Genomic DNA, 12,060 nt, shown 5'->3' on the forward strand with positions numbered 1-12,060 from the left:
AAGTCTCGAGAAATCTCGAGACTTTTTTATTTATCTTCTTTTTTATCCTTATCAGGAAAGAGATAGCCAAGTCCTACACAAGCTAGCACACCGGCACCAATCACCAAACCACTTGAAATGGGTAAGAGATCAAAAATAGCATTTGCAATGATAAAGGCGATGATCAAGCACATCAAGCTAGCCTTGTAGTCTTTTTTCAAAAAGTTTTCTAGCGTGAAATAAAGGAACAATCCTACCGGAATGAGTGACCAGAGGTTGACATCCAAACTTGGCCAGCCAACAGATCCGAAATACAATACTAGCGCTGCTGCTACTAAAAATACAAGTCCCAATACTTTTTTCATTTTTATGTCTCCATTTTCTTTTTAATTGACTTGAGTTGTCTGATACTGACCCCTCACGCCCCTTACATGAACCATTATAGCAGAGGAATTTTTCAAGAACAAGCCCTTTTGCCTATCTGGTCAATATCTCTGTCTAAGTGGTTGAATAGTAGTGATAAAAGAAAAAGAAGCCCAAATGGACTTCTGGATTTTGCTGATTGTAACAGTATTTTTGAACGAATACCATCTAGTTTTTCTTTTCCTTTGACTCTAGAGAAGATTTGATTGATTCACGATCTGCTTGCAATTGAGCTAAGTTCTTTTCTGCTTCCTCAAGTTTACTGGTATCTGGTTTCACACGATAATAAACATTTTCTGGTTTCATTAACATCGCTCCATACTCTTGCCCAGAAAGTAGTCTTTCCTCAGCATGGTTGCTTTTATCCGTAATCTTTCCATCATCAGCAGGTTGCATAACAACTCCACTTGGCACAGCTACTATTACAAATCCTCCAGCAACAGAATCTTTTACCCACGCACTGATAGACGCTGTCTCAGGATTACGACTATCTTGTCCTTTTGAAACCTTTAATCCAACTACAGATTCGTACTTTTGATCATTTGTAAACCAAGTCGCACGTACTTCTCCAGAATCATTAATAATGTATTCATTACCAGATTGACTACGCCAAGTACCTTCTAAACTGGACAAGTCATTGTTCTTAATTGCTTCAATATCTAATTTTGGAACAGCAGTTTCTTTCTTGAACTTGCTAACAAGTGCTTCTGCTTCCGTAATTTTGGTATCTAAAGCAGTCAGTTGATTCTTGAGTTTTTGAATTTCCTCTTGTTTATCCTTATCAGTCTCATCCGTTTTTCCTTGACTTGTTGACGCTTGACTTGTAGACGTTTGACTTGTTGACTCTGTGGTTGAAACAGCAGACGATGCTTGATTTGACTCTTTCTTTCCAATCAAAGAATGCGAGAAAACACTTACTAGGATTAGAGCAATCAAAATACCGAGGACTATCCCAATATAGATTTTGATGTTTCTAGTTCCTCTCGCAAACTTTTTAGTTGGCTGCGCCTCTGCTAATTCTGATGCAGTCGGCTTGCGGCCATTCGCCTCCTCAAATTGTTTTACCCATTCTTTCTTATTCATAATTTTCTCCTTTTTGATTTATATTCAGCCAAGCTTGCGAGACTTCATTCGTTATTATCCATGGATTTTTATAATTTTTAGAAAGCCTATGCAAAAACTTCTAGAATGATTAACAGCCTATAGTCCTCTAAAACGGAACGAAAACAAGTGCTTATTAATATATATTATACCACAAAATATAAATTTTAGTTTTTATTTATAAGCAGGAGTTTCAGACGTTAAATAGAACCTATCTCAAACGTTCTACCTTTCCTATAGTTACAAAAAAAGAAGCCCGTTTGGACTTCTTGATTCTGCCGATTGCAGGGATCGAACCTGTGACCTACGCGTTACGAGTGCGTTGCTCTACCAACTGAGCTAAATCGGCGATTACCCTCTTAGTATAGCACTCTGAGAATAGATGTCAAGAAATTTTTATCTCCATTAGAAAAAGCCTGTCCTGAGACGAGGCTTTGAGTTTCTGTCTTTTACGAACCCGCACTTTCGTAGGCATCTAAGCCCCTGTCCCATAGCTTCAAAGAAATTGCAAAGAAGACAAGGGAAATCAGAACCAAACCTCCGATATTAAAGAGCCCATCCCTATCCTGCAAGAAATAGCTAGCTGGATAGTAGGCCGTAAAGGCAAAAGGTACGATAAAGCTAATCAACCAACGAAGAAGCGAATTGTAAATGGAAATCGGGTACTTAGCAAAGTCATTAAACATATAAAAAATGTAAATCATGGCGCCTGACTGCTTGGTCCAAAAAGCGATACTGGCAGTCGCGATTTTCAAGGAAGTATAGATCAAGGTCGCAAAGGGAATACAGACTAGGAAGAGCAGGAATTTGGGAAGAGTCCAAGCAATGCTTGATACCGTTGTCGCTAGCAAAATACCTCCGACCAATAGTTCGCCCAAGGCATCAATCTGAAAGGTCTCGACTAGGATGTGGAAGAGAGGATTGATAGGACGAGTCAGGTACTTGTCAAACTCTCCCTTTCTCACCAATCGTTGCCCCAGTGCCCAGAGATTGTCAAAAAAGAGATGGTCCAGTCCCTTTGGAATCAAGGAAAAACCATAGATAAAGGCAATCTCTTGAAAGGTCCAGCCTTCAAGCGAGGGGATATGTTGAAAGATGACGTTTAGAAACAAGAGGTTCAAACCTTGAGTCAGAAAAACTCCTAGCACACCAACCACAAAATCCACCTTGTATTCCATGATTTGCTTGATGTATTGTCTGATAAAAATTAGATGCATGCGTTGATATTTTTTCATACTAACCTCCCTGAATGGTGATGAATGACTGGACTCGTTTCCAAATCAACTGAGACAAGCCCACCATCACTAAGAGCCAGAAAAACTGGAGCAAAAGCGCCTGAAGAATCTGGCTGGCATCGTATTTCCCAACAATGATCATGACAGGAGTGTAGATCAAGGATGAAAAAGGCAAGAAGGACAGAATATCTGAAACCACCTTTGGAAAGAAAGCCAAGGGAATCAAACTCCCAGACATAAAGGCCACTATGGAAGTCTTGAGTAGATTGGAACCCCATAGATTTTTAAAGACAAAGGCTGAAAATCCAAAGCAGATATTAAAGAAAAAGTTGATTAGGTAGGCTAGGGTTAAGCTAAATAGATAAAGGATGGTTAATCCCAGCACTTCTACCATCCCTTGCCCAGATAAGATTTTCATCAAAACAATGACACTTAAAAATGGCAGGCCAACAGAGATAAAAATCAACCACTTGGACCCAAGCTCGGTAAAGAGGTAAGAAGCCGCAAAATGCACTGGTCTCAACAAACGCATGATAATGGAACCATCCTTGACCTCCTCCCCAATCATAAAGGACGAATCTGACCTAGTCAGAATATTGGTCACAAAACTCATGATGATGTAGAGGGTGATATCCGCCATACTGAAACCCTGGATCAAAGACTCCTGCGAGGAATCAAAGACTGCCTTCCAGAGATAAAAGGCCACAAAAGCCCCCGTGACATCGCCAATCCGATAGAGAATAAAGTTGACTCGATAGGTAATCAACTCCTGAACACCTGCATTGATAAAGGGTTTATAACGTATCCACAATTTGACCATCTTAGAGCTCCTTTCGGTAGAAGCGACGGATAATATCCTCGATATCCGTGTCCAACATCTTCAAATCGCGAATCTCAAAATCAGACAGGGTTTGCTTGATAATATCAGCTGACTGGTAGCGAGAACTATCAAATTCAATAGTCAGGTTATTTCCTTGTCTATCAATAGTCATATCCGAAAAACCTTCATAGTGAGAAAGGAGATGACTTTGACCGGGTAGCAGTTCAAAGGAGAGAGTCTTCATCTTGCCAAAAGTTTCCTTGAGCTGACTCACCGTTCCATCAAAAATCTCTTGCCCCTTATCAATCATAAAAATCCGATCACAAAGTTGCTCAATGTCGCTCAAGTCGTGAGTGGTCAAGAGAATAGTGGTCTCTTCCTCTTGATTGATCTGGGTAATGGCCCGACGAATGTTATCCTTAACGGAAACATCCAAACCAATGGTCGGTTCATCTAAAAAGAGAACTTTAGGATTGTGGAGCAAGGAAGCCGCAATGTCCGCCCGCATCCGTTGGCCAAGTGAAAGAGTTCGCACAGGGTCTTTGATAAAGTCCTTCAAATCCAAAACTTCATTCAAAAAGTCCATGCGCTTATGGAAGAGCGAGTCTGGCACATCGTAAATCTCTTTTAAGACCGTGTAGGTCTCTTGCAGAGCCAAATCCCACCATAGCTGGGTACGTTGACCAAAGACCACCCCAATATCCTTAACATAGTCCTGGCGATTATCCTGCGGAATCTTGCCATTAATCCGACAAAAACCAGATGTCGGTTTTAAAATCCCTGTCAGCATTTTGATGGTTGTCGACTTCCCAGCTCCATTTGCCCCAATAAAGCCTAAAATTTGGCCCTTGGGTACCTCAAAAGTCAAATCCTTGACCGCTTCAAATGTCTGCTTTTCAGGATGAATAAAGGAGCGCAAAGCCCCCTTCAAGCCAGGTTCCTTGACTGTCTTCACAAAATTTTTCTGAAGATGTTCCACTTCTATCATTGCCATAAATCTCTCCCTATAGCAAGGAATAGCAACATTGTGTTTTTGACTACAAATATTCTAAATCCTTACTTTCTAAACCCTCTACATTTTATTATTACAGAAGACTTTATACCAACCTATTATAGTCCAATAAAAAACGGAATGCAAGCGTTTGCCTATAGATTATGAAATTAGAGATTTCTCTCTTAAAATCATACTTTTAAACAAAAATTCTGGTTTCATCGTTTCCTTAAAACACCAAAAAAACCTGCCCGATGGGCAGGTTACGAATTATAAAAAGCAAACTATTTTGATCAATATGAATCACTATTTAATCAAAGAACTAATCTTTCATAATTCTTTTCACAATCCCTTTTCTATCAATTAGAAAACAATCTGGAAAGGTCATCTGCTCCCATTTTTCATAATCAAAACTGGAATCAAAGTGATGTAGTAGTATTCCTATCAAATTCCCGTGTGAACTAAGTAAAATCGTTTTTTCTGAGTATCTCTCTTCCAATTCCATTAAAAAATTTAGTACTCTAGCTAGTGCATCTTGATTTGATTCCCCTTCTGAAAGAGATTCACTGGGATTTTGCCATAAATATTTAATACTGTCTTCAAACTCAGAATCTTTTATAAAGGTTGAAGATAATTTTCGCTCTCGTAACCGATTATCAAGAACTATTTTATCAAATTGAATTGGCGAGCTATTAATCGTTTCAAATGCTCGTTTATAAGGACTAGAAAAATAATAATCAATATTAAAAGAATTCAAAAACTCTAACTGGTCAAGAGATAAAAATCCTTTTTCTGACAAAGTTCTATTAAAATCATCACTTGAAAATCTTGAATGAGCATGTCTAAGTAAAATATAAGAATTATTCATAAGTCATTCCTTTCAATTATTATCATCAGTCTCAATGGATTTTTAAGCCCTCAATTATTCTCTAAAAATTCTTTAATGCGAGAAACAATAGCATCGCTTTGATAATGATAGAGGTCGTGAGGCGCATCCATATAGACGACTTGAACATTAGACTGGTCGCTTGCAAATCTCTCTGCATAACGTTGCCACTCAGATTGGCTAAAACTAGTACCTTCACCGTTAGACACCAGTAGTAAGGTGGGAATTTTCGGATTGATGCTAGAAGTAACTTTCTTGGCATTTTCCTTTACCGTTTGGGATTCATGAAGCATGGCTTGTGACATCAACTGCTTATAAGCTAGAAGTTTATATTGTTTTCGTTCATTTTCGGTCAAAGTTTGATTTTTTATATAAAAGGACTCAGGGAAGTAGCGTAATAAGCCAATATTGCTGGTCCAATATGCTACAGTGAGTAAGGTCTGATTTTGCTTTAAATTCTCATAACTTGATGGCAATGCCCAATCTAAACCAATCAAAGCTTTCACTTCATCAGGAAACTTCTCCTGCCAAGCCAGACTCTCTAAACTAGCCATGGAATGAGACAGAATGATAAACGGCCCTGTGATATTTGCTTGGGAAAGAGCTTGGCGAGTCTCAGACAAAACTTCCATCACATCTCTTGAATGATTGCTATCATCACTATAACCATATCCCGCTCGCTCCACGATGACTACCTTATATCGTTTCGATAAGGATTCCGATACATTTTTAAAGTCCAATATGGGAGAAGCAATACCAGCACCTGAGAGAACTACTATAGTCTCAGGTCCATCCCCTTCAACGTAAATATTTATTTGATGTCCATTGACAAGAACTTGTTGTCCCATAGATGATAGTGAGGCTTCTTCCTTTTCCAAACTGATACGGTGAAAGATGAATGTAGCGAGTAAAAACAAAAGAATGAAACTAAGAATGCCAAGAAACCATTTTTTCAGTATTTTCATAGCATTATTGTACAAAAAATAGAACCTTTTAGCAACTTAAGATTGGTTCTTCTACAGTATATTCGCTATATATCCAGACACAAAAAACCCACCCAATGGGCAGGTTCTTTCTGTATTGTTCAGCTAGATTAAGCTTTACCTTCTGAACCGAATACGTCGATACGTTCTTCAACTGATGCTTGGATAGCTTTTACACCGTCAGCCAAGAATTTACGTGGGTCGAAGAGTTTTTTCTTGTCGTATTCTGCTTCGTTTGCTTCGTAGTCACGAGCAAATTTACGAGTTGCGTTAGCGAATGCGATTTGGCATTCAGTGTTAACGTTAACTTTCGCAACACCAAGTTTGATAGCTGCTTGGATTTGGTCATCAGGAATACCTGAACCACCGTGCAATACGATTGGGAAGCCTGGTACAGCTTCAGTCAATTTTTGCAAGTGGTCAAGGTGAAGACCTTTCCAGTTTGCAGGGTATGGACCGTGGATGTTACCGATACCAGCTGCCAAGAAGTCGATACCAGTTGCAACCATTGCTTTAGCATCTTCGATTGGAGCCAATTCACCATCACCGATGATTCCGTCTTCTTCACCACCGATAGTTCCAACTTCAGCTTCTACTGATACACCATTTGCGTGAGCAAATTCTACAACTTTACGAGCTTTTTCAAGGTTTTCTTCAACTGGAAGGTGTGAACCGTCAAACATAACTGAAGTATAACCAACTTGAATACACTCAAGTGCATCTTCGTAGTGACCGTGGTCAAGGTGGATAGCTACTGGTACAGTGATACCCATTGATTCAACAAGGTTAGCGATCAAGTTGCGAGCAACTTTGTAACCACCCATGTATTTAGCAGCACCCATTGAAGTTTGGATCAAAACTGGAGCTTTTTTAGCTTCTGCTGCGCGCAAGATAGCTTGAGTCCACTCAAGGTTGTTTGTGTTAAATCCACCAACTGCATAACCGTTGTCACGAGCTGCTTGGACAAATTTTTCTGCTGAAACGATTGCCATTTGTCAGGCCTCCTATATATTTTTTGGGACATCCCATTTACATTGTTCATTTTATCACTTTTTGATAAAAAAAGCTAGTTTTTCCCATACTTTAGATTGAATTTCTTCCAATCCAATCAATGTAAACCCTTTCTTTCCCTTAGTCTTGAGCGACTTTGGGATAACGTATGAAGAAGGTTAATCGATCATCTTGCATCTCAAAATGATAAGGTAATTTCTCATGTTCTAATAAACTTTTGACCACAAAGAGCCCCATTCCTGAACCCTTGGCCTTGCGACTAGCATTGTCAGAAAAAGACTGGGCCAGTTTTTCCTGTTCTTCAGGACTACAGCTATTTTCGATATAGAGTTCCCCTTCTCTCTCGCCGATATGAACCAAGCCACCTGGAGTGGAGTGCTTGATAGCATTGCTGATGAGATTCGATAATATCAGTTTCATGACAGATGGGTTTATGTAAGCCTGCTGATGGGTTAGGCTAATGTCTACCTGAAGTTCTCGCTCCTTGGCGAGCAAAGCATAATCCTTGACCAAACTTTGCGTCATCTGAAGGAGGTCAACCTCTTCTTTCTCGTCTCGCAATTCCTGCACAGAAGAGAGAGACAATATCTGGAGAACGTGGTGACTGAGGTCGTCCACAATTCCCAAGGCAACTCCCAGATAGTGATCTCTATCCTTATAACGGCCGATATTTTCTTTCATATTTTCGATTAGGATTTTCAAGCTGGCCAGTGGTGTTTTCAATTCATGAGAAGCTCCTCGCAGGAACTCAACCTTCATCTTTTCCAGCTGGAGAATGGCTTCATTCTTGTCATGCAAGTCCGCAATAACAGTCAAAAGGTGCTGGTAAAGGCTATTGATTTGTTCCTTGAGATCACCTATCTCATCCTTAGAATCCACGCGCAATCGCACTTGAGCATCTAGTTCCATCATTCTACGGGTCACCCGCTTGATTTCCAAAATCGGGGCAACAATGGTTCGAGCGTAGATGTAGGCTACCAAGAGGGAAATCAGAAAGGATGCCAGCAAGGTATAGGGGAGAAACTGGAGACTGATCTGCTCTGCTTCCTTTTGCAAATCCATGGACGCTAAAAACTGGAGAGTCATGGTGCTACCATCTTGCGTTTTCACCTCACGCTCCTCGATAAAAAGGGAAGTAGTCTGGCGGTCCGTATCCAGAGGAAGATTGTCCTTGACTTCTAACTTGTCCTCGGTCATCTCTCCCTTGACAGCTCCTTTGATATCACTGGTCTGGGAATACAAGTCTAAGACTTGCTCGATACTTTGCCTATCCTTTCCATCTAGGGACTGGGCAATGGCTGTCGCTTTCTGGCCAATGGTTTCCTGACGGTGGCTCAGATAAGTTGACGGAAAGAGAAAATAAATGGCTAAATGAAGACAAATAACCAGAACACTAAAAATAGAGAAGGTATAGATAAAAATCTTTGTAAATAAACCTGTTCGTTTCATTTTCGCTCCAATTTATAACCAACATTGCGCACAGTGAGGATACAATCCAGGTCTAGCTTTTTCCGCAGTTCCTTGATATAGACATCAATGACGCGATCAAAGGGAACCTCATCTGTCGCCTTCCAGACAGCATCGATAATCTGAGAACGAGTCAAGGCCCGGCCTTCATTTTTAACCAGATAGTCCAGAATTTCTAACTCTTTGGCATTGATAGCCACTTCTTGACCTGCGAGGCTTGCACTGTAACTCTCAAAGTCCACCTTGGTATCCTTATAGGAGAAGACTCGTCCTGTATCGTAATAGCGCTTGAAAATCGCATCCACCCTCACTTTTAAGAGGGAGAGGGAGAAGGGTTTTTCCAGATAGCCGTCTGCCAGAGATGCAAAGGCGCCCATCTTATATTCTTCATCCTGGAAGGCAGTTAACATTAAGACAGGAACCTGACTGGTTTTACGAATCTCGGCTAGGACTTCTAAACCATTGAGTTTGGGCAGCTGGATATCCAGTAAAACTAGTGCTACTTCATAGCTGGAAAATTGTTCTAGAGCTTCTTGACCGTCCGCAGCCTCAATGGTTTCATAACCACAATCCGTCAAATAGTCACTAATCCCCTCACGGATCATCTCTTCATCTTCTACAATTAAAATTTTCATAGAAAAAACGGTTCACATTCCTTTAAATTTCTTGTAAATCTTCTCTGTTTCATCCTGATAGGAAGAGTTCTTATCAAGAGAAAACAGATAAAAATGCTACCTATATTATACCCCATTTAGGGGAGAATAGGTAGCAAGTTTTTTATTCGCTATCGAGCAAGAGCTCTTTTGGTTGTTTTCTGAGGAGATTGCTTGAGGCAAGCGCCATAACGAGAACCACTAGAACCAAGGCAAGGACAAAGACGATGATAAAGTCTGATGTCTGAATAGAAATATCTAGGCTCGACAAGGTCTTACTAAAGCCATCTACTTCTGCACCACCACCAAGATTAGAGGCTTGAGCAGCCTTGCTGGCTTGCTTGGCAACACCTGAAGTGACATTGGCAAGAACCGTATTTCCGATGGCACGGGCTGTGTAGTTGGCTAGGAAGTAAGCAGAAATAAGAGCAGGAATAGCAATCAAGATAGATTCGGTAATGAATTGCCCCAAGATACTTGCCTGCTTGAGACCGATAGAGAGGAGGATTCCCACTTCCTTGCGACGGGCGTTAATCCAAAGACTAAGCAAGAGTGCAAGGAGAAGGACTGAGAAGCTCAAGCTACCCCAGAAGAGGAGGTTGGCCATCTTGTACATACCAGAGATGGATTGCTCAAGAGCTGGGTAGTTAGAGGAGCTCTTCACAAGTGTGTAGCTCTTCCAGTTGATACCACTGATACCATTCAACTCTTTCATGACATCATCCAAGTTCTTGTCTGCTGTTACAAAGAAGGTTGCGTCCCCATAAATAGCTGTGTCTTCTGTGTATCCATAAAGTTTTGCAGCTGTGTGAATGTCTGTGATAGCTGTATTTTCATAGAGTTCTTGTGAATAGGTTACTGCTGACTTATTGTGACCATCAAATAGTCCCTTGATTGTCACTTCAACTGTTTCCTTGGCCCCTTTTTCATTGTCTGCATCATAGACATTAGAGTCCAATTTGACCTTATCTCCAACTTTCCAGCCATGTTTGGCTGCCAAGTCCTTATGCATGAGGATCTTGTCCTTATCATCGTTGGTCAGGTGCTCACCTTCAACTAGTTTGTAAGAGCCAGAGACAAACTTGTCTTCTTTAGAGGAGTCATTGACACCTGTAATCATCAAGCTGCTTCCAAACCGTTTGGCACGGTCTGCAGTGAGATTTTTCTTGGTTTCTGGCGTTTCGATGAGGTCGTATCCAGTCAAATCTCCGATGGCGTTGATGCGTTTAACATAAGACTCGATGGCCTTATTTTCGGTGATTTTTTTGATATCCTCACCCTTGATATTCCCAGAACCACGTGGCGTTCCTTGATTGACGCGACGATTGATTTGCATGGAGAAACTATTAGTGATATTTTTAAAAGTCTCCTGAGAAGCCTTGGCAGTAGCTCCCTTGATTGACAAGCCGACCAAACTCAAGCTCGCCATGAGGAGAATAATCAGGAAGATAACAATCGATTTGAAAAACTTCCTTGTAACATAGGCAAATGCGTTGTGTAACATAGGTTCCCTTTCTAGATTTTGTTCTATTTCAATGTCTTATAACTTATATAAATTATTTTTTTACTATTTCCCTTAGATTGTGCGGACGGGAGCAACTTCCTGTAGGAATTTCATCCCTAATTTTTGAGCCATATGTCTCAAAAATTCCGGCCTAGATAATAACTTTGTTATTATCTAGGCTATCACTACCTCGGGAAATAGTTGTTAAAGACTCACTTCGTTTATTATTACTTTACACGTATCTGGTTACCAACTAATACTATTTTAAAGTTTAATAACTAGATTCTATATTTCAGTCAATTTCTTATCCTTCAATTCAAGTGTAATATCTGATGCTTGTGCCACTTCTTTACTGTGAGTGACGACGATCACACATTTACCTGTTTTCTCGGCAAGTGATTTGAGCAGTTCGATAATATCTCCAGCAGTTTTAGGGTCCAGATTTCCTGTTGGCTCATCAGCTAGAATAACTGGAGATTCTGATACCAAACTGCGAGCGATGGCCACACGTTGCTGTTGACCACCTGATAACTGGAGAACGTTCCGCTTGATCTGACTTTCATCCAAACCAAGCTCAAGAAGTGTATCCTTGCTTGCTTTTTTGTTGACCAAGCGGATATTTTCCAGCGGAGAAAGATAATCTATCAAGTTATAATTTTGAAAGACCAGGGAAATATGGTGCATGCGATGGTAAGAATACCCCTTGTTCCGAATGTCCTCTCCTTGGAAAAGGATAGAACCTTCAACAGGGCTATCTAGACCAGCCAGTAAGGACAAGAGAGTGGATTTTCCTGCTCCTGACTCACCAATGATACTATAAAATTTTCCGGGTTCAAAATTATACTTGATCTGATATAAAACTGCTTCAGCAGTGTTCTTATAACGGTAGGTAACATCTTGCAATTGTAATAAAGTCATGATTTCTCCTTCTTATACTCAATGAAAATCTAAGATTAAACTAGAAAGCTAACCGCAGGTTGCTCAAAGCACAGCTTTGAGGTCGCAGA

Annotated in this window: 12 protein-coding genes and 1 tRNA gene; all 13 read right to left on the reverse strand. The window is 40.4% G+C overall.

Annotation, left to right across the window (positions count from 1 at the left end; all coding sequences use genetic code 11):
• Positions 1 to 26: 26 nt before the first annotated feature.
• The 13 genes from V470_06940 to V470_07005 all read right to left on the reverse strand — a co-directional run bounded on the left by V470_06940 (position 27) and on the right by V470_07005 (position 11,971).
• Positions 27 to 344, reverse strand: coding sequence for a hypothetical protein (locus tag V470_06940; protein ID AHZ48154.1), 318 nt, complete (start codon positions 342 to 344; stop codon positions 27 to 29).
• Positions 345 to 570: 226 nt separating this feature from the next.
• The gene (locus V470_06950; GenBank protein ID AHZ48155.1) at positions 571 to 1,485 is read right to left on the reverse strand and encodes a hypothetical protein; all 915 of its coding nucleotides are present in this window, start codon (positions 1,483 to 1,485) and stop codon (positions 571 to 573) included.
• 294 nt (positions 1,486 to 1,779) lie between these two features.
• Positions 1,780 to 1,852, reverse strand: a tRNA-Thr gene (locus V470_06955).
• 100 nt (positions 1,853 to 1,952) lie between these two features.
• A complete protein-coding gene (locus V470_06960; protein AHZ48156.1) occupies positions 1,953 to 2,738 on the reverse strand; it encodes a multidrug ABC transporter permease in 786 nt (261 codons plus the stop codon).
• Position 2,739: 1 nt separating this feature from the next.
• On the reverse strand, positions 2,740 to 3,558 hold the full coding sequence (locus V470_06965; protein AHZ48157.1) for an antibiotic ABC transporter permease: 819 nt from the start codon (positions 3,556 to 3,558) through the stop codon (positions 2,740 to 2,742).
• A gap of 1 nt (position 3,559) precedes the next feature.
• Positions 3,560 to 4,552 (reverse strand): sugar ABC transporter ATP-binding protein, encoded by a 993-nt coding sequence (locus V470_06970; GenBank protein AHZ48158.1) that lies wholly within the window; start codon positions 4,550 to 4,552, stop codon positions 3,560 to 3,562.
• Positions 4,553 to 4,871: 319 nt separating this feature from the next.
• A complete protein-coding gene (locus tag V470_06975; protein ID AHZ48159.1) occupies positions 4,872 to 5,417 on the reverse strand; it encodes a phosphoglycerate mutase in 546 nt (181 codons plus the stop codon).
• A 50-nt stretch (positions 5,418 to 5,467) separates the two neighbouring features.
• On the reverse strand, positions 5,468 to 6,400 hold the full coding sequence (locus V470_06980) for a hydrolase (GenBank protein ID AHZ48160.2): 933 nt from the start codon (positions 6,398 to 6,400) through the stop codon (positions 5,468 to 5,470).
• Between the two features lie 128 nt (positions 6,401 to 6,528).
• Entirely contained in the window at positions 6,529 to 7,410 is an 882-nt protein-coding gene (locus tag V470_06985; GenBank protein AHZ48161.1) for a fructose-bisphosphate aldolase, read from the reverse strand.
• Positions 7,411 to 7,549: 139 nt separating this feature from the next.
• Positions 7,550 to 8,878 (reverse strand): histidine kinase, encoded by a 1,329-nt coding sequence (locus tag V470_06990; protein ID AHZ48162.1) that lies wholly within the window; start codon positions 8,876 to 8,878, stop codon positions 7,550 to 7,552.
• Positions 8,875 to 9,531, reverse strand: coding sequence for a transcriptional regulator (locus V470_06995; protein ID AHZ48163.1), 657 nt, complete (start codon positions 9,529 to 9,531; stop codon positions 8,875 to 8,877). Before V470_06995 ends, V470_06990 begins: the two co-directional genes overlap by 4 nt.
• 142 nt (positions 9,532 to 9,673) lie before the next feature.
• Entirely contained in the window at positions 9,674 to 11,053 is a 1,380-nt protein-coding gene (locus V470_07000) for a peptide ABC transporter permease (GenBank protein AHZ48164.1), read from the reverse strand.
• A gap of 285 nt (positions 11,054 to 11,338) precedes the next feature.
• Positions 11,339 to 11,971, reverse strand: a complete 633-nt coding sequence (locus tag V470_07005; protein AHZ48165.1) for a multidrug ABC transporter ATP-binding protein — start codon at positions 11,969 to 11,971, stop codon at positions 11,339 to 11,341.
• Positions 11,972 to 12,060 lie beyond the last annotated feature (89 nt).

Source organism: Streptococcus sp. VT 162 (genome assembly GCA_000688775.2).
Taxonomy (GTDB): domain Bacteria; phylum Bacillota; class Bacilli; order Lactobacillales; family Streptococcaceae; genus Streptococcus.

Bases quoted from the DNA above. Each gene is read 5' to 3' on its own strand.
- V470_06990 (AHZ48162.1), bottom strand. From the start codon at position 8,878: ATGAAACGAACAGGTTTATTTACAAAGATTTTTATCTATACCTTCTCT.
- V470_06985 (AHZ48161.1), bottom strand. From the start codon at position 7,410: ATGGCAATCGTTTCAGCAGAAAAATTTGTCCAAGCAGCTCGTGACAAC.
- V470_06950 (AHZ48155.1), bottom strand. From the start codon at position 1,485: ATGAATAAGAAAGAATGGGTAAAACAATTTGAGGAGGCGAATGGCCGC.
- V470_06970 (AHZ48158.1), bottom strand. From the start codon at position 4,552: ATGGCAATGATAGAAGTGGAACATCTTCAGAAAAATTTTGTGAAGACA.
- V470_06960 (AHZ48156.1), bottom strand. From the start codon at position 2,738: ATGAAAAAATATCAACGCATGCATCTAATTTTTATCAGACAATACATC.
- V470_07000 (AHZ48164.1), bottom strand. From the start codon at position 11,053: ATGTTACACAACGCATTTGCCTATGTTACAAGGAAGTTTTTCAAATCG.
- V470_06995 (AHZ48163.1), bottom strand. From the start codon at position 9,531: ATGAAAATTTTAATTGTAGAAGATGAAGAGATGATCCGTGAGGGGATT.
- V470_06975 (AHZ48159.1), bottom strand. From the start codon at position 5,417: ATGAATAATTCTTATATTTTACTTAGACATGCTCATTCAAGATTTTCA.
- V470_06965 (AHZ48157.1), bottom strand. From the start codon at position 3,558: ATGGTCAAATTGTGGATACGTTATAAACCCTTTATCAATGCAGGTGTT.
- V470_06980 (AHZ48160.2), bottom strand. From the start codon at position 6,400: ATGAAAATACTGAAAAAATGGTTTCTTGGCATTCTTAGTTTCATTCTT.
- V470_07005 (AHZ48165.1), bottom strand. From the start codon at position 11,971: ATGACTTTATTACAATTGCAAGATGTTACCTACCGTTATAAGAACACT.
- V470_06940 (AHZ48154.1), bottom strand. From the start codon at position 344: ATGAAAAAAGTATTGGGACTTGTATTTTTAGTAGCAGCAGCGCTAGTA.